16 protein-coding genes are annotated in these 16,148 nt (G+C 69.5%); 5 read left to right on the forward strand and 11 right to left on the reverse strand.

Annotated elements, in window-relative coordinates; all coding sequences use genetic code 11:
- Positions 1–2 precede the first annotated feature (2 nt).
- Genes pstC through pstB form a run of 3 tightly spaced genes read left to right on the forward strand, consistent with a single transcriptional unit; the run spans position 3 to position 2,869 of the window.
- Entirely contained in the window at positions 3–947 is a 945-nt protein-coding gene (gene pstC, locus MRBLWH3_RS16675; protein WP_363434297.1) for a phosphate ABC transporter permease subunit PstC, read from the forward strand.
- Between the two features lies 1 nt (position 948).
- Entirely contained in the window at positions 949–2,058 is a 1,110-nt protein-coding gene (gene pstA / locus MRBLWH3_RS16680; protein WP_363434300.1) for a phosphate ABC transporter permease PstA, read from the forward strand.
- A gap of 31 nt (positions 2,059–2,089) precedes the next feature.
- The gene (pstB, locus tag MRBLWH3_RS16685; RefSeq protein WP_363434302.1) at positions 2,090–2,869 is read left to right on the forward strand and encodes a phosphate ABC transporter ATP-binding protein PstB; all 780 of its coding nucleotides are present in this window, start codon (positions 2,090–2,092) and stop codon (positions 2,867–2,869) included.
- Between the two features lie 65 nt (positions 2,870–2,934).
- Here the strand turns inward: pstB and MRBLWH3_RS16690 are convergent, their stop codons facing one another.
- The 7 genes from MRBLWH3_RS16690 to MRBLWH3_RS16720 all read right to left on the reverse strand — a co-directional run bounded on the left by MRBLWH3_RS16690 (position 2,935) and on the right by MRBLWH3_RS16720 (position 9,017).
- Positions 2,935–3,822: an aminodeoxychorismate lyase gene (locus MRBLWH3_RS16690; RefSeq protein ID WP_363434305.1), complete on the reverse strand. Its 888-nt coding sequence runs from the start codon at positions 3,820–3,822 to the stop codon at positions 2,935–2,937.
- Between the two features lie 349 nt (positions 3,823–4,171).
- Positions 4,172–4,810: a DNA-directed RNA polymerase subunit beta gene (locus tag MRBLWH3_RS16695; protein ID WP_363434307.1), complete on the reverse strand. Its 639-nt coding sequence runs from the start codon at positions 4,808–4,810 to the stop codon at positions 4,172–4,174.
- 82 nt (positions 4,811–4,892) lie between these two features.
- A complete protein-coding gene (locus MRBLWH3_RS16700) occupies positions 4,893–5,300 on the reverse strand; it encodes a VOC family protein (protein WP_341997744.1) in 408 nt (135 codons plus the stop codon).
- Between the two features lie 59 nt (positions 5,301–5,359).
- A complete protein-coding gene (locus MRBLWH3_RS16705; protein ID WP_045298308.1) occupies positions 5,360–5,707 on the reverse strand; it encodes a helix-turn-helix transcriptional regulator in 348 nt (115 codons plus the stop codon).
- 116 nt (positions 5,708–5,823) lie between these two features.
- Positions 5,824–6,660 carry an anti-sigma factor gene (locus tag MRBLWH3_RS16710; protein WP_363435594.1) on the reverse strand — a complete coding sequence of 279 codons (837 nt, stop codon included), beginning with the start codon at positions 6,658–6,660 and terminating at the stop codon, positions 5,824–5,826.
- Positions 6,660–7,262 carry an ECF RNA polymerase sigma factor SigK gene (gene sigK, locus MRBLWH3_RS16715; RefSeq protein ID WP_363434310.1) on the reverse strand — a complete coding sequence of 201 codons (603 nt, stop codon included), beginning with the start codon at positions 7,260–7,262 and terminating at the stop codon, positions 6,660–6,662. Before sigK ends, MRBLWH3_RS16710 begins: the two co-directional genes overlap by 1 nt.
- Before the next feature lie 33 nt (positions 7,263–7,295).
- Positions 7,296–9,017, reverse strand: coding sequence for a cytochrome c biogenesis protein CcdA (locus MRBLWH3_RS16720; RefSeq protein WP_363434313.1), 1,722 nt, complete (start codon positions 9,015–9,017; stop codon positions 7,296–7,298).
- 209 nt (positions 9,018–9,226) lie between these two features.
- Between MRBLWH3_RS16720 and MRBLWH3_RS16725 the strand changes: the two genes are divergently transcribed.
- Positions 9,227–9,877 (forward strand): fasciclin domain-containing protein, encoded by a 651-nt coding sequence (locus MRBLWH3_RS16725; protein WP_363434316.1) that lies wholly within the window; start codon positions 9,227–9,229, stop codon positions 9,875–9,877.
- 196 nt (positions 9,878–10,073) lie between these two features.
- On the forward strand, positions 10,074–11,513 hold the full coding sequence (locus MRBLWH3_RS16730; protein WP_363434319.1) for a protein kinase domain-containing protein: 1,440 nt from the start codon (positions 10,074–10,076) through the stop codon (positions 11,511–11,513).
- Positions 11,514–12,329: 816 nt separating this feature from the next.
- On the opposite strand, the gene MRBLWH3_RS16735 is transcribed toward MRBLWH3_RS16730, so the two are convergent.
- The 4 genes from MRBLWH3_RS16735 to MRBLWH3_RS16750 are packed head-to-tail and all read right to left on the reverse strand — an operon-like array spanning position 12,330 to position 16,075.
- Positions 12,330–12,779, reverse strand: coding sequence for a GNAT family N-acetyltransferase (locus MRBLWH3_RS16735; RefSeq protein WP_363434322.1), 450 nt, complete (start codon positions 12,777–12,779; stop codon positions 12,330–12,332).
- Positions 12,776–13,123 carry a DNA alkylation repair protein gene (locus MRBLWH3_RS16740; RefSeq protein ID WP_363434325.1) on the reverse strand — a complete coding sequence of 116 codons (348 nt, stop codon included), beginning with the start codon at positions 13,121–13,123 and terminating at the stop codon, positions 12,776–12,778. The genes MRBLWH3_RS16735 and MRBLWH3_RS16740 overlap by 4 nt, the downstream gene beginning before the upstream one ends.
- Positions 13,116–13,706, reverse strand: a complete 591-nt coding sequence (locus MRBLWH3_RS16745) for an isochorismatase family protein (RefSeq protein ID WP_363434328.1) — start codon at positions 13,704–13,706, stop codon at positions 13,116–13,118. The genes MRBLWH3_RS16740 and MRBLWH3_RS16745 overlap by 8 nt, the downstream gene beginning before the upstream one ends.
- Complete coding sequence (locus MRBLWH3_RS16750) at positions 13,703–16,075, reverse strand: MMPL family transporter (RefSeq protein ID WP_363434331.1); 2,373 nt, start codon at positions 16,073–16,075, stop codon at positions 13,703–13,705. Before MRBLWH3_RS16750 ends, MRBLWH3_RS16745 begins: the two co-directional genes overlap by 4 nt.
- Positions 16,076–16,148: the final 73 nt, after the last annotated feature.

Consider the following 16,148-nt stretch of genomic DNA (forward strand, 5'->3'; position numbering starts at 1 on the left):
CCATGACCACGACGACCGCCCCCGAGAGGGGCAAGGTCACGCAGCGGCCAGGCGACCGCTGGTTCTCGGGAACCGCGCTCGGCGCCGGCGTGATGATCCTCGTCACGCTCGCCGCCGTCGCGATCTTCCTCATCGTCCAGTCGATCCCGGGCCTCACCGCCACCAGCGAAGACGCCAGCCTGCTCAGCGGGAACTTCTGGGAGTACGTCTGGCCGCTCGCTTTCGGCACCGTCTGGGCGTCGTTCCTTGCGCTCCTGATGGCGGTGCCGCTCGCGGTGTCGGTCGCCCTCTTCATCTCGCACTACGCGCCGCGCCGCCTCGCGCAGAGTCTCGGCTACATCGTCGACCTGCTGGCTGCGGTGCCGTCCGTCGTCTTCGGCCTGTGGGGCATCATCGTGCTGGCGCCCGCCGTCCAACCCGTCTACGCGTGGCTCAACGCCAACATGGGCTGGTTCCCCCTCTTCGGCGGCACGGTCTCCAGCACCGGCCGCACCATCTTCACCGCCGCGATCGTGCTGGCGGTGATGATCGTCCCCATCATCACCGCGATCTGCCGCGAGATCTTCCTGCAGACCCCGGTCCTCCACGAGGAGGCCGCTCTCGCACTCGGAGCCACCCGATGGGAGATGATCCGCATGGCGGTCTTCCCCTTCGGTCGTAGCGGCATCGTCTCCGCATCCATGCTGGGGCTCGGCCGTGCGCTCGGCGAGACGATGGCGGTTGCCATGGTGCTGTCCGCCACGGGCGTCGTCACCTTTCAGCTCTTCACGTCGGAGAACCCGAGCACGATTCCCGCGAACATCGCGCTGACGTTCCCCGAGGCGTACGGCACCAACATCAACGTGCTGATCGCGACCGGCCTCATCCTCTTCATCGTCACCTTCGCGGTCAACGCCATCGCCCGATGGATCGTCAGCCGCCGCAAGGAATTCTCGGGAGCGAACTGACATGACCGTGACGACCGCTCCCCCTCAGCCTCCCCAGACGGCGGCTCCGGTGCGCGAGACGCGCCGGCTCACCAGCGGACACCTGCCCGCGTGGGCGCCCTGGGCCATCCTCGTCGGCAGCCTCGCCGTGAGCGCCCTGCTGTTCGGCGTGCTCGCGATGGGCTCGGGCGAAGCCTTCAGCCTCGCCGGCTGGGCCGTCGTGGCGGGGCTGGCGTATCTCGTGCTCATCACGACCGCGTCCTCCATCGTCGAGGGCCGCCGCAAGGGCGTCGACCGCCTCGTGACCGGTCTGGTGACGATCGCGTTCCTGATCGCGATGGTCCCGCTCGTCTCCGTCGCTTTCACCGTCGTCGTCAACGGCGTCGCGGGCTTGTCCGCCGAGTTCTTCACCTCCTCGATGCGCAACGTCGTCGGCGAGGGCGGCGGTGCGCTCCACGCGATCGTCGGCACCCTCCTCATCACGCTTGCCGCCGCGATCATCTCGATCCCGATCGGCATCTTCACCGCGATCTACCTGATCGAGTACGGCGCCGGCAACCGGCTCGCGCGCGGCATCACCTTCCTCGTGGACGTCATGACCGGCATCCCGTCGATCGTCGCGGGTCTGTTCGCCTACGCCGTCTTCGCGCTGTTCTTCGGTCCGGGGATCCGCATGGGCATCATGGGATCGATCGCGCTGTCGGTGCTGATGATCCCGGTCGTCGTGCGCTCCACCGAAGAGATGCTGCGACTCGTGCCGAACGAGCTGCGGGAGGCGTCGTATGCGCTCGGCGTGCCGAAATGGCGCACGATCGCGAAGGTCGTGCTGCCCACATCGGTAGCCGGCATCACCACCGGGGTCATGCTCTCGATCTCGCGCGTGATCGGCGAGACCGCGCCACTGCTGCTGACAGCCGGCGTCGCAACCTCCATGAACTACAACCTCTTCGAGGGCCGCATGATGACGCTCCCCGTCTTCGTCTATACGCAGTACATGAACGCGGGCATCCCGGTCGAGGCTTACCACAACCGCGCTTGGGCGGCGGCCCTCGTCCTCATCGTCATCGTGATGCTCCTCAACCTGATCGCGCGCATCGTCGCGAAGGTCTTCTCGCCGAAGCTCGGCCGCTGAGCGGCCTCCCCCGAAAGAATTGACAGGAACCATGTCCAAGAGCATCGAAGTCAACGACCTCAACGTCTACTACGGCGACTTCCTGGCCGTCGAGGGCGTCTCGCTCGACATCGAGCCGCGAAGCGTCACCGCCTTCATCGGCCCCTCGGGCTGCGGCAAGTCGACGTTCCTGCGCACCCTCAACCGCATGCACGAGGTGATCCCCGGCGCGCGCGTCGAGGGCGAGGTGCTGCTGGACGGCGACGATCTCTACGGCGCCAACGTCGACCCGGTGCTGGTGCGCCGTCAGGTCGGCATGGTCTTCCAGCGCCCCAACCCGTTCCCGACGATGTCGATCAAGGAGAACGTGCTTGCCGGCGTGAAGCTCAACAACAAGAAGATGTCGAAGTCGGACTCCGACGCGCTCGTCGAGAAGTCGCTGAAGGGCGCCAACCTCTGGAATGAGGTCAAGGACCGCCTCGACAAGCCGGGCTCGGGCCTGTCGGGCGGTCAGCAGCAGCGTCTGTGCATCGCCCGCGCCATCGCCGTGTCGCCCGAGGTCATCCTCATGGACGAGCCTTGCTCGGCCCTCGACCCGATCTCGACGTACGCCATCGAGGAGCTGATCGGCGAGCTGAAGAACGACTACACGGTCGTCATCGTCACGCACAACATGCAGCAGGCGTCGCGCGTGAGCGACAAGACGGCGTTCTTCAACATCGCCGGCACCGGCAAGCCGGGCAAGCTGATCGAGTACAACGAGACGAAGACCATCTTCACGACGCCCTCCGTCCAGGCCACCGAGGACTACGTCTCCGGCCGCTTCGGTTGATCCTGCACGCGCGGTGACCCGGAGCCCCTCGCCTCGCGCCGAGGGGCTTCGTCGTTCCTGTCGCCTCAGTCGCGAGGGCTCAGCAGATACCGGTTGAAGGATGCTGTGAGCTCGGCATCCACAGGAACCTCGGCGCCGTCGATCGCCGTGATCGGAGCGGCGAGCCGCACGCTGGACACCAGCCACGCGGCATCCGCTTCCCCCAGCGCGCTCGTCGGGACGACCTCGTAGCCGGTCTCGTGCCCGTGCTCTTCGAGGTGGGCGAACAGGCTCAGCTGCGTCGTGCCGTGGAGGATGCCGCCGTTGGGCGCCGGCGTGACGAACCGCCCGCCGATGCGGAGGATGAGCGATGCCGTCGGGGCCTCGAGCACGAAGCCATCGGAGGTGACGAAGATCGCGTCGTCGGCGCCGCGACCTTTCGCCTCACGGATCGCGGCCATGTTGACGGCGTACGACAGGGTCTTGGCCCCCAGAAGCAGCCACGGTGCGCGCGGCGGGGTGTCGATGCCGTAGCCGCGGTCGAGGGTGACGACCCGGACGCCACGCTCGCGTGCGGTCGAGTTGTCCGGGGCAGCCGTCGCCGTCACCCATGCGGTGGGCGCAGGGCCGTGCTCGACGCCTCGGCTCAGAATGAGCTTGATCACTCCCTCGCCCTCGCTCGGCGAATGCTGGGCGGCGATCGCGACGGCCTGGCGCCATTGCTCGAGGTTCGGGGCGGGGAGATCGCAGATCCGCGCCGAGTGGGCGAGTCGCTCGAGGTGGGCCTCGGTCTCCTGCGCGTGCCCGTCGACGACGCCGATCGATTCGAAGATGCCGTCGCCTCGCTGCGTGCTCAGCTCGCCGACGCTCAGCGCCGGTGCGGACGGGTCGATCACGCGGAACGAGTCGGAGAAGATCGGACCGGGATCATCGGATGCCGCGGGATCGATCACGAGCGCGAAACGCAAGGCCATGACCCGAGCCTAAGCGTTCGGGAATGCCACACCCCCGGACTCGGTTACACTGGATCGGCCGGGCCGCAGTAACCCCGGGCTCCAAAATTTGCCGCTTCGAGCGGCACCGCGCCGAGAGGCGTTCTGCGGCCCGGCACTTTCATGCCCGGACGGGTTTTGGCGAGTCGCCAGAGAACCGAGCGATCGCCGCGCATTCTGGCGAGTCGCCAGAAACTGCGCTCCTCGGAAACTGCGCGCCCGGGGCGAAACCACATTTTGGCGAGTCGCCAGAGAACCGAGCGATCGCCGCGCATTCTGGCGAGTCGCCGAAATCGCCGCTGGGGTCGGAGGGCTCGGGCCGCGAGGTATGTCAGGTGAGGGCGTCGCGGCGCCAGAGCGCCGCGCACGCCGTGAGGTCGGCGGCGTAGTCCGAGAGGCGCAGGGCGCGAGTCGTGAACGCCGACGCACGCTCGGGCTCGGTCGCCTCGTAGTCGTCGGCGACATGCGTCGCACCGGATGCCTGCACGCGGCAGAACGCAGCCGCACGGTCGAGAGCCACGGCGAAGTCGCCCTCGAAGAGCCCCCGCAGGATGGTGTCGACCAGCGTGACGAGCTCCTCCGGCCCGGCCGGCGACGGCGCACCGGCCACCGCGTCGTCGGCGGAGGCGAGTTCGGCCCGCCCGCGCTCGTAGAGCAGCGCGGCCGTGCGCGGGTCGTCGTGGATCATGAGCTGCACCAGGTACAGCCGCCACAGGGCGCCCGGAAGCGTCTTCGCGGGAGACCGCGACCACAGCTCTGCGAGGTCGTCGATGCCGTGCTCGTCGGTGAAGGTCACGAGCCGGTCCACGACGGTGCCGTCGGGGTCGGCCCGCACGCGGGCGAGCAGGGCGTGCGCAGTCGTGTGCGCGACGCGAGAGACCTCGGCCGGGTCCTCCGCAGGGAAGACCCGGTCGAAGAGCTCGGTTGGTCGGCGCACGGGCTTGTGGAACTCCCTGGACGAGTCGCTCATTCCAACCAGGCTACTCGCCGCCACGAGCACGGGCTCGCGCTGCATGGCGGCGACCCACGGCAGGCACACGATCGCGCCCGTGTCAGACCTGGTTGATGCGGATGTGGTTGCCCGCCGGGTCACGGAAGGCGGCGTCGCGCGGACCCCAGCCCTGCTCCTTGGGCTCCTGGAGCACCTCGGCGCCGAACTCGCGCAGCTTCTCGAACGTGGCGTCGAGATCGGAGGTGGTGAAGACATAGGGTCCGGGGCCGGATCCCTTGACCACCAGGCGCTGCAGCGCGTCTCCGTCCTCCGGCGAGCGGCCCGCGGTCGGGTCCGACACGACGAGCGAGAGGCCGGGCTGGCCGGGGAAGCCGAAGCTCACCCAGCGGTGTCCGTCGTACGCGACGTCGTTCACGACCTCGAGGCCGAGTCCGTCGCGGTAGAAGGGGATGGCGGCGTCGACGTCGTCGACGGTGATGGGGCTGTACGCCAGGGCGATGTTCGTCATGGCTGCCACGCTACGACGGCCGCGACCCGCGCGCTTCTCCGATCCTGCTCGGTTGCGGATCAGGCGTAGCGCGTCGGGCGCGTGAGGATCTTCGCGACGCACAGCGGCATCGCCTCGGCAGCGTCGTGTGGGCGCGAACGGTACGAGCTGGGGGTCTCGCCGACGATCTCCGTGAACGTCGAGCTGAACGACCCCAGGGAGGTCGCGCCGACCGCGGTGCAGGCATCCGTCACCGACATGCCCTCCCGCAGCAACGCCATGGCGCGCTCGATGCGGCGGGTCATCAGATACGCGTACGGCGTCTCGCCGTACGCGGCCTTGAACTCTCGCGAGAAGTGCGCGGGCGACATGAGGGCCTTCGTCGCCATCGTGGGCACGTCGAGCGGCTGCGCGTAGTCGCGGTCCATGAGGTCGCGCGCGCGGCGCAGGTGCGCGAGCGTCTGGGTCGTCTGTGCCGTCTGTGTTCTTTGGGGGACGGATGCCACGGCCTCACGCTACCCGGATCGGCGGCGCCGCGTCGGCGTCAGGCGGTCGGGATCTCCACGATCGGGTCGGACGACGGCTCGCCCGTGGGCGAGCCGCCCTGGGGCTCGACCGTGACCGCGATCACGTCGCCGGGCTCCATGGCTCCCTCGAGCAGCGCCGTGGTCGTCCCGTCGGGCGCCTCGAACACCCCAGCGGGCACGGCCGCGCCGTCGCGCACGAACCAGAGCTCGAAGCTCTCGTCGTCCGCGATCTGCGGCAGTCCCTGCGAGACCACCACGACCTTGCCGATCGACTCCGACCAGTGCGCCGTCGCTGTGCCGCCCTCGGTGACCTCGGCCGTCGCCGACTGCGCGTCGGGGGCGTCCTCGATCTGCTGCAGTGCGACGACCTCCGCCGGGCGGTTCATGTACTCGTTGATCTGCACGGCCCCGAGGCCGAGTGCGACGAGCAGCACCATCGAGGCGGCGAGCGTCAGGATGCCGCGGGTCCACCGGCGCCGGGACACCGCCTGGATCACCGCCGTCGGCGGCGGCGGCTCGGCCGCCGGCCGGTCACCGGATGGCTCGGGAGCAGGCGGCGGAGGGGCGGGCGTCCAGCGGTCGACAGGCTCGGCGGTGGCGGCCACTGCGGCGTCCATCGCCGGCAGCTGCGGGGTCGTCGCAACGCGCGAGAGCAGTGTGGAGCGGAGCGTCAGCGGAGGCAGGGCATCGGAGACGGTGTCGGCGAGCGCCGCGGCGGTGGCGGCATCCGTCTCGATCCAGTGCTCCCATTCGGGGTGCTCCCGGCGGGCCGCGTCGAAGGTCGCGCGGTCGGCGGGCGAGAGCGCGTTCAGGGCAGCACCGGCGGCGAGCTCGGCGAACTCCTGCTCGTCCATCACGCGTTCACCCCCATCTCGGCCCGCAGGCGCGAAAGGCCGTCCCGCATCCTCGTCTTGATCGTCCCCAGCGGCGCTCCCACCAGGGCGGCGATCTCGCTCTGACTGTAACCCCCGTAGTACGCGAGGGTCAGCGCCTCCCGCTGGGCGTCGGGAAGCCCAGACAGCGCCGCTGCCACCTTCTGTCCCTCGATGCGCAGCTCGACCTGCTCCGAGACCCCGTCGTGGGCGACGTCGAGGTCGCGGAACCCGGCGCGGGCGTCCCGATCGCTCGACGCCTGCGACGACCTCACGCGGTCGACGGCCCGGCGGTGCGCGATCGTGAGCACCCACGATCTTCCCTGACCTCTGTTCGGAGCGAACCGCGCGGCGGATTGCCAGACCTCGAGGAAGACCTCCTGCAGCACCTCCTCGCTCTGCGCGCGGTCGACGAGCACGCGGAGGATGAGCCCGAAGACCCGGGGCGAGAGCATGTCGTAGACGCGGGCGAACGCGGTCTGATCGCCGCCGGCCACACGCTGCAGCAGCTCTCCGATGTGGTCGACGGGCTCGGTGCCGTCCTCCGGCACGTCGATCCCGTCGATCACCATGTCCACCAGCATGCCTTACGCACCTCCGACCGATCTCCCGTCGCCTCACCCGAACGTGAACGAGTACACTTCCACGCCCGGCGAGACCGCGACGTCGAGGACGTGGACGTCTCCGTCACCGGTGCCGTCCGCGACTGCGTACGAGCGGGGTGTGCCGGAGACGGCCACGATCTGCTCCTCGCCGTCGTCGAGGCGCACGCGCACCTCGCCCGCACCCGCCAGCACCATGCGCACCTGGGCGGCATGGAACCGCAGACGGATGCTGCCACCGCCGGCAACCGAGGGCGTGGCGTACTGCGTCTCGATCCGCCATGTGCCCTCGAGCGCGAACGAGTCGCCGCGCTGCGAGGCAGGCAGCGAGTAGTCGCCTTCGCCCGCTCGATAGGCGCCGTCGCCGCCGTAGTTCACGTCCTTCGCCGCGCCGAGGAACGTCTCGCGCGTGTGCGTTCCCTCCTCCGGAGTGTCGTCGGCGACATCGGTCGGATCGGGGAGCGCGGTTCCGGGTCGGGCGTCCGTCAGGAGTTCGCGGATGAGCTTCTCGGTCGCCGCGTAATTGCCCTCGCCGAAGGCGATGTGGCGCACGGTGCCCTCGGCGTCGATCAGGTAGTGGGCCGGCCAGTAGCGGTTGCGGTAGTTCGTCCACGTCGAGAGCGAGTTGTCGAGCGCGATCGGATACATGATCCCGAAGTCGCGGGCGCCGGCCGCGACGTTGCCGGCATCCTTCTCGAAGGCGTACTCAGGCGAGTGGATGCCGATCACCCGCAGCCCTGCGTCGCGGTAGGCCTGGTCCCAGGCGACCACGTGCGGAATGCTCCGTTGGCAGTTGATGCACGAGTAGGCCCAGAAGTCGATGAGCACCACCTCGCCGCGCAGATCGGCGAGGTCGATCGCCTGACCATCCGGCACGTTGAGCCACGACTCGATGCCGCGGATGCGGGGCGCAGTTCCGCAGGATTCGAGCACAGGGGCACCGTTCGTGCACTCATCGAGCTCCTCATTCTCGTCGGTGACGAGACCACCGAGGTCCAGAGCCCGGCGCGCACCGGGGTTGTCGGTGAGATCGCGCTGGATGCCGGCCGTGTAGTCGGGCACAAGCCGCTGCAGCAGCTGCGGCACGTTGAACACGAGACCTACCGCGAGCGCGAGCATGGCGACGCCGGCGGCGATGCGCAGGCCGCGCTCACGGGTGCGGAACGCACGGATGCGCTCGATGAGACCTCGCCCGGCGAGGGCGAAGAACAGCAGCGGAACCGCGACTCCGATCGCGAACGAGACGGTGAGCACGATGGTGCCGGCGTCGATGCGCCCGGTGGAGCCGGCGACGATGATCGCGGCCAGAACCGGGCCGGCGCACGGCACGAACACCGTGCCGAGTGCGAGCCCGACGCCGTACCCGCTCCCCCGGTTCTGCACCTCCGTGCGCCGCGCCAGCTTCTGGAACGGCTTCTCGAGCAGCTGCTCGAAGCGCGGCACGAGCAATCCGATGCCGATGAGCACGAGTACCGCGATCCCCGCCCACCGCAGCACATCCTGGGGCAGGCCCAGTGCGCCGAGCAGCAGCGAGCCGAGCAGCGTCACGAGCGTGAAACTCGTGATCAGTCCCGCGATCACCAGAAACGGGCGCCCGCGCGAGACCGGGGGGCCGTCCCCGTCGAGGCGGGCGGACTGCGCGCCGCCGGTGAGGAAGATGACCGGCAGCACCGGCAGGATGCACGGCGAGATCCCGGTGACGAGCCCACCGAGCAGACCGATGATGACGAGCTCCATGGATCCCCCTCGTGTCGTGTGTAGTTCGCGCCGGGCGCCGGTTCGGATTGGGTGCGACGGATGCCGGTACCTCCGCGGAGGTTCCGTGCAGGCATCTCCAATCCGATCTCGGGCCCTTTCCGAACAGTCCGTGTAGCCGCTCCTGCGGCACGCTCCCCGCACCGGGGCTCACCAGACCGCGGTCGTCCGACCGCATGAAGGAGGAAGACATGTCACGCATCACCAGGAAGCGGCTCCCGGCCGGGCTGGCTCTCGCCGTGGCCGCAACCTTCGCGCTGTCCGCGTGCTCGATGGGCGGATCGGGCGCCGAGCCCTCGACGCCGTCGATGGAAGCCACCGAGGACGCCATGACCGCCGACCCGGCTGCGAACCTCGTCGGCCCGGGCTGCGCCGCGTACGCCGAGGCCGTGCCCGACGGCGATGGCTCGATCGAGGGAATGTCGGGCGACCCCGTTGCGGTCGCAGCATCCAACAATCCGATGCTGACGACGCTCACCGCAGCCGTCAGCGGTCAGCTCAACCCCGAGGTGGACCTCGTCGACACCCTCAACGGCGACGAGTTCACGGTGTTCGCACCGGTGGACGACGCCTTCGCGAAGCTCGACCCCGCGACGATCGAGTCGCTGAAGACGGATACCGCCACGCTGACGTCGATCCTCACTTACCATGTGGTGCCCGGCCAGGTCGAGCCCGCTGACATCGCGGGCACGCACACCACGGTGCAGGGCGCCGACCTCGAGGTCACCGGTGAAGGCGACACGTGGATGGTCAACGACGCCAACGTCATCTGCGGCGGCGTGCAGACCGCCAACGCCACCGTGTACCTCATCGACGCGGTCCTGATGCCTCCGGCTCAGTGACCGGCGCCGGCAGCATGCCGGCATCCGGGGTGCGGCGAGGCCGCGGCGCCTGCGAGGTGGCGCCGGCGGCCTCGTCGTGTGCGTTGCACGTCGGCGAAGCCTCGTCAACCCCTCGGTTCGCGAGGGGCGCATTCCGTACGGTTGATGCGGGCCCGGTGCGGTGCCGGAGGGGTGCGAGCATCGGGCGGGAGGACACGTGACTGACCTGCTCGCGTCGGGAGAGCTCTCCACCGGCGAGCTCCTCGATGAGCGATACCTGCTGCGCGAACGCATCGGCGAGGGCGGCATGGCACGCGTGTACCGCGCTGACGACACCCACCTGCAGCGGTCGGTCGCCGTGAAGGTGTTCCGTGAGCCGACGGACGGCATCGGCTCCGTCGAACGCGCGCTGTCGGAGACGACACTTCTCGCGTCTCTCAGTCATCACTCTCTGGTCACGGTGTTCGATGCCCGGGTCGGCACGGATGAGGTCAGCTACCTGGTGATGGAGCACGTCGACGGCATCACCCTGCGCGACCTGATCGCGCGCGGGCCGGTCGACCCGCGAGTCGTCGCGTCGATCGCGATCGACATCGCCGAAGGGCTGCACGTCGCGCACGACCACGGGGTCGTCCACCGTGACATCAAGCCCTCGAACGTCCTGCTGTGGTCCTCGCCTCGGCCCGGCTGGGAGTGGCGCGCGAAGCTGGCGGACTTCGGCATCGCGTACCTCATGGACTCCGCCCGCGCCCGCGTGACGACGCCGGGTGTCATCGTCGGCACCATGGCGTACGTTGCGCCCGAGCAGGCGCGCGGCGTCGCCCCGGCACCGCCGGCGGACGTCTACGCCTTCGGTCTCCTCCTGATCGAGGCGCTTACGGGCGAGCGGCCGTTCGGCGAGGCCGAGGGCATCGGAACCGTCATGGCACGGCTGGCGTCTCCGCCCGAGATCCCCGAGTCGCTGCATCCGTCCTGGCAGGGCCTCCTGCGCGGCATGACGGCGATCCGCCCCGACGACCGGCCGACCGCGCTCGAGGTGGTGACGGCGGCGTCGCGCCTGGCAGCGATGGAGAACACTATCGCGCGCGAGAAGGCCGACCCCTCGACGGCTCCGGTGGCGACGCCGGTCGCGACGCCGGTCACCGCGCCCACCCAGGTCTTCTCCCCGGCCCTGCCGACGCCGGTCCCACAGGGCGAGCGCGCAGCCCTCCGCCGCGATGCCCGTAGGGCCACCCTCGCTGAGGGAGCCTCTGCGTCGACGGACCCCGAGGCTCCCTTTGCGCCGTGGGAACCGGACGAGCGGGTTCGCCCCTCCCGTCGTGCGCTGATGATCGGGCTCGTCGTGGCGGCGTTCCTCGCCGTCGGGCTTGCTCTCGCGACACTGTGGCTCTCCAACGTCTCGGCCGCGGAACCGGACCCTGCGCCGACACCACTGGTGGTGGAGGAGCAGGATTCGCCGGCACCGTCGGACGAGGCGCCGGCCGAGGAGGCGCCGGCGGTGACGGTCCCCGCCGAGCGGGCCCCTTCGGACGACGCGCCGCCGGCTGACACCGGCACGGGCGGGAGCGAGAACAGCGGCCCTGGCAACAACAACGGCAACGGCAACGGCCCCGGCGGCAACAGCGGCAACAGCGGCAAGGGCAACGGCAACCGCTGAACCGCCTACTCGCCCGTCGCCGGCGCATCGCTTCGGCACGCCAGTTCGTCCCACCGCGCTCGAGCGTCACGATCGCGTCAGCGATCTCTCCTGCGGGCCGTCGGCAGGAACCGACTTTCGATCTGACTCGCCGAGTCGTGTGAGCCGAAACCCGCGTCCCGCATCGTGTGAGCATGGCGTTCGGCCTCCTCGCGAGGATCGTCGAGCCTCGATGGAGATGATCCTGGAGTTCGGCACCGACGCTCCGAGCTGCTCTCGGGGATTGCTAGGGTTGGACACGCCCCTATAGCTCAGTTGGTTAGAGCAACGGACTTCAAGACAATTAAATGGAGCGCCGGCGCAGAAATGCGTCGGATGACCGCCGCTATATGCTGGGACGCCCTGAGAGCCCGAGGTACTCGCCGGAGACGGCAGTGACAATCCGAGGGATTGGGTAATCAGCAGGTAACCGCAAGGGAACCTCAGAGACTACACGCGGCGCACCTGACCGGTCCGGCCGAAGGTGAAGATATAGTCCAGACTGCAAGCCGGCGACGGTGGCTGGGGAAAGCCCAGTGCAGCAGGTTAATCCGTGGGTCCAGGGTTCGAGTCCCTGTGGGGGCACCACACCGCTCGCCTCGGCCGATGGCCGCGCCAACACCCGGAAAGGGCCCGCCGCGCCCTCTGGTGCACGCCGCTGACCTTTCGCCAGGGTCCGAGACATCACCCCCGGATCGGTGTGGACGGTGCGACTTCCGATGCTCTGCCGGCTGTGGGGCGGTCTTCACGAGGTGGAACGAGACCGCCGAGGCTCCGCTCGGCGGCGGCCGCGGTTGGTCACGAGCCGAGGCCGATCTCGTAGTGCACGAACCCGGTGTGGTTCGCTACCCGGTCGTACAGCGCCCGCGCGGTGGCGTTCGTCTCCTGCGTGAGCCAGTACACCTTCGCTGCGTCGTGCTCGCGCGCCCAGCCGCTCACATGGGCGATGAGGGCGCGCCCCGCGCCGGTGCCTCGGGCGCCGGGAGCCACGAAGAGGTCCTCGAGGTAGACATAGGGCGTCGCGGACCACGTGGCGGCGTGCGTCAGCCAGTGCACGAAGCCGACCGCGCGGCCGGTGTCGTCGACCGCGACCGCCCCGTGGATCGGGACCTGCGGGTCGAGGAGGCGGTTCCACGTGAGTCCGGTCTGCTCGTCCGGGACCTCGGACTCGTAGAACTCGACGTAGCCGTGCCAGAGCGCAAGCCAGGCGTCGCGGTCGGCAGGGGCGAGGGGTCGGATCTCGGTCACGAGCCCGAGGGTAGTCCCACGTGTCGATGCGGTCGAGCCGCCGCATCCACAGCTCGTACAGCGCGGCGCGGTCGACGCCCCTCGTCCGGGCCTGGGAAGTCGAGGATCGACACCGCCACCATCCGCATCTCGTACGCGTCCGAGTCGAGCAGCCGGTCGACCTCGCTGAGCAGCATCCGTTCGTTTGCCTTCGCGATGTCGAATACGGTGCCCGTGCGCACGCCGATCACCTCGGTGCGCTGGTGGGTCATGCGGCGCCGGATCTTGACCGCTTCGTCGACGGATGCTGCGCTCTCGAGTGTGCGGACGCCCTCGACGGTCGGTGCCCCGCGGGGCTCAGTCACCGCCCTCGAGCCCCGAGGGCCGCAGCTCGGCTCCGGCGTGCGCGAGCTCTGCCAGGGCCGCATCGCTGGATTCGGCCGCGACGCCGGCGATCAGGTCGGTGAGGATGCGGACGTGTCGGCCGTGCTCGATCGCGTCCAGGCCCGACGCCCGGACGCAGTAATCGGTCGCGATGCCGGCGATGTCGACATCCACGACCCCGTGCTCCTCGAGCAGGTGCGCCACGGTCACGCCGTCGTCCGTGGTTCCCTCGAACAGCGAGTAGGCGGGCCTCCCCTGCCCCTTCTTGACGTGGTGGGTCACCGCCGATGTGTCGAATCCGGGGTCGTACTCCGCCCCCTCGGTACCGCTCACGCAGTGCACCGGCCAGGTGTCGATGAAGTCCGGCTCCGGGTGGAAATGCCCGCCGTTGTCGCCCTCGCCGTGGTGCCAGTCGCGCGAGGCCACGATGACGGTGTACTCCTCGGCGTGGGTCACGAGGAACTCGGAGATGCGGTGGGCGACGGCGTCGCCGCCCTCGACGCCGAGCGCTCCGCCCTCGGTGAAGTCGTTCTGGACGTCGACGATGAACAGCGCCTTGCTCATGGTTCGAGGGTACGCCTGTACTCCTCGCGGGTGAGAGGGTGCCCGTCGCCGGCGACGAGCTGGGGGTCGGTCTCGGCCGGCACCGGTGCGTCGTGAGCCGCGGCTCCCCCTGGCTCGGCAGGGCGCCACGTATCCGGGCCGGGTGCTTCGAACGAAGCGGAGTCGCTGACCGCCGACACGGCACCGATGTCCTTCCGCCAGAGCTTCGACGGCCACCAGATCGCCTTGCCGATGTCGTACGAGAGCGCCGGCACCAGGAGAGACCGCACGATGAACGTGTCGAGCAGCACGCCGAAGGCGACGATGAACGCGATCTGCGCGAGGAACAGGATCGGGATGACGCCGAGCGCCGCGAAGGTCGCCGCGAGCACGAGTCCAGCCGACGTGATCACCCCGCCCGTGGCGACGAGTCCGCGAAGGATGCCGGGCCTCGTCCCATGGACGAGCGACTCCTCGCGCACGCGCGACATCAGGAAGATGTTGTAGTCGACGCCGAGCGCCACGAGGAACACGAAGCCGTAGAGGGGCACCGCCGGATCCGCGCCGGGGAAGCCGAACACCTCGTCGAACACGAGCGCGCTCACCCCGAGCGCCGTCGCGAACGACAGGATCACCGTGCCGATGAGCAGAACCGGGGCCAGAAGCGAGCGCAGCAGCAGCATCAGGATCACGAGGATCACCGCGAGGATCACGGGGATGATCACCGTGCGGTCGCGCGTCGACGTGTCGTTGGTGTCGATGTCGGTCGCGGTCTCGCCACCGACGAGCACGGTTCCGGCACCGAGCGTCTCGTCGAGGTCGGCACGGAGCTCGCGCACGGTGTCTTCCGCGGCGACGGAGTCGGCAGCATCCGTCAGCGTCCCGATCACGAGCACGTCGCCCTCGGCGACCGTCGGCTCGGGCGCCGGAGTCCCGGGCGGCCCGACCGCGGTGAACACCGGCTCCCCGTTCTCCATCCCGACCCGCGCCTGCCCCGTGGGAGAGTCCTCGGAGGCGACCGAAACCGATTCCACTCCTTCGGATTCGTCGAGCACGGCGACCGTGTCGGCGATGTCCTCCTCGGGCACGATCACATACACGGGCGATCCGGAGCCGGCCGGGAAATGCTCGGCGAGCACCTCCTGGCCGTCGCGTGCTTCAGAGGAGCCGAGCACGAGGTCGCTCGTCGGCACGCCGTCGGCCTCGAGCTGCGTGATTCCCACGGCACCGGCGAGCAGCACGATCGTGCAGGCGATCCACACGATCCGCGCGTGACGCGCGACGAAGCGGGCCTGCCGTGGCCAGAGGCCCTTGACCGGCTGAGTGCGGTCGTCGGGGAACAACGCGATCGGCGCCTTCGGGATGAAGGGCCAGAAGGCCGCGCGTCCGCACAGCGCGAGGAGCGCCGGCAGGAAGGTCAGGGCCGACAGCATCGAGAACACGATCCCGATGGAGGCGATCGGACCGAGGGCGCGGTTGGTCGCGAGGTCCGAGAGCAGCAGGCACATCAGGCCCGCGGTCACCGTGCCGCCCGAGGCCAGGATCGGCTCGAACGCTCCGCTCCACGCCGAGAGCGCAGCATCCCATCTGTTCATCCCCGTCGCGAGGGATTCGCGGAAGCGGGCGACGTACAACAGGGCGTAATCGGTCGCCGCGCCGATCACGAGGATGAAGAGGATGCCCTGCACCTGGCCGTTCAGCACGACGATCCCCGCATACGCGAGCCACCACACGGTCAGAAGCGCGGCGCACAGCGCGAACATCGACGTCAGCAGCACGAGGACGGGCAGAAGCGGCGAGCGGTAGACGATCACGAGGATCAGGAACACAGCGAGCAGCGCGACGCCGAGGAGGAGCCCGTCGATCCCGAGGAAGCCATCGACGAGATCGGCGGTGAAGCCGGCGGGGCCGGTGACCCAGCCCTCGAGATCGGACGGGAGGTCCTCGGCGACGAGCGAGCGGATCTCCTCCACGGTCGGCCCCACCTCGCCTGACGCGTCGATGGGCACGAAGATCTGCACGGCCTCGCCGTCGTCCGACAGGATCGGCGGAGACGCGTCCGACTGCACGCCGTCGACGCCGACGATGTCGTCGGCGAGGTTCTGCACATCGGCGAGCTCGTCGTCGGAGAGCTCGCCGTCGCCTGTGACCACGACGAGCGCGGGGATGCTGTCACCGCCGAGGAACTCCGCGAGCCTCTCGTTCACCTGCGTCGCATCCGCGCTCTCCGGCAGGAACGAGGAGCGGTCATTGCTCGACACTTCGTCGACCTTGCCGAAGCACGGTCCGCCGATCGATCCGGCCGCGAGCCAGATGAGGACGAGGAGTGCGGGGATGCCGATCCGGAGCCATCCCGAAGGGCGACGGTTCGCATGAGGGGGCCAGGTCATATCGCTAGCTTATCTAGCGAGTTGGGGCCGTGCGACCACTCGGGCTCATTCCTGGCGATCGAGGTCTCTCTGG

Source organism: Microbacterium sp. LWH3-1.2, assembly GCF_040675855.1.
Taxonomy (GTDB): domain Bacteria; phylum Actinomycetota; class Actinomycetes; order Actinomycetales; family Microbacteriaceae; genus Microbacterium.

What these genes read in the sequence shown, in the direction of transcription:
- MRBLWH3_RS16750 (WP_363434331.1), bottom strand. Translation starts at nt 16,075, where the DNA reads ATGACCTGGCCCCCTCATGCGAACCGTCGCCCTTCGGGATGGCTCCGG.
- sigK (WP_363434310.1), bottom strand. Translation starts at nt 7,262, where the DNA reads ATGCTGGTGGACATGGTGATCGACGGGATCGACGTGCCGGAGGACGGC.
- MRBLWH3_RS16710 (WP_363435594.1), bottom strand. Translation starts at nt 6,660, where the DNA reads ATGGACGAGCAGGAGTTCGCCGAGCTCGCCGCCGGTGCTGCCCTGAAC.
- MRBLWH3_RS16745 (WP_363434328.1), bottom strand. Translation starts at nt 13,706, where the DNA reads ATGAGCAAGGCGCTGTTCATCGTCGACGTCCAGAACGACTTCACCGAG.
- MRBLWH3_RS16725 (WP_363434316.1), top strand. Translation starts at nt 9,227, where the DNA reads ATGTCACGCATCACCAGGAAGCGGCTCCCGGCCGGGCTGGCTCTCGCC.
- pstC (WP_363434297.1), top strand. Translation starts at nt 3, where the DNA reads ATGACCACGACGACCGCCCCCGAGAGGGGCAAGGTCACGCAGCGGCCA.
- MRBLWH3_RS16720 (WP_363434313.1), bottom strand. Translation starts at nt 9,017, where the DNA reads ATGGAGCTCGTCATCATCGGTCTGCTCGGTGGGCTCGTCACCGGGATC.
- MRBLWH3_RS16705 (WP_045298308.1), bottom strand. Translation starts at nt 5,707, where the DNA reads ATGGACCGCGACTACGCGCAGCCGCTCGACGTGCCCACGATGGCGACG.
- MRBLWH3_RS16695 (WP_363434307.1), bottom strand. Translation starts at nt 4,810, where the DNA reads ATGAGCGACTCGTCCAGGGAGTTCCACAAGCCCGTGCGCCGACCAACC.
- pstB (WP_363434302.1), top strand. Translation starts at nt 2,090, where the DNA reads ATGTCCAAGAGCATCGAAGTCAACGACCTCAACGTCTACTACGGCGAC.
- pstA (WP_363434300.1), top strand. Translation starts at nt 949, where the DNA reads ATGACCGTGACGACCGCTCCCCCTCAGCCTCCCCAGACGGCGGCTCCG.
- MRBLWH3_RS16700 (WP_341997744.1), bottom strand. Translation starts at nt 5,300, where the DNA reads ATGACGAACATCGCCCTGGCGTACAGCCCCATCACCGTCGACGACGTC.
- MRBLWH3_RS16690 (WP_363434305.1), bottom strand. Translation starts at nt 3,822, where the DNA reads ATGGCCTTGCGTTTCGCGCTCGTGATCGATCCCGCGGCATCCGATGAT.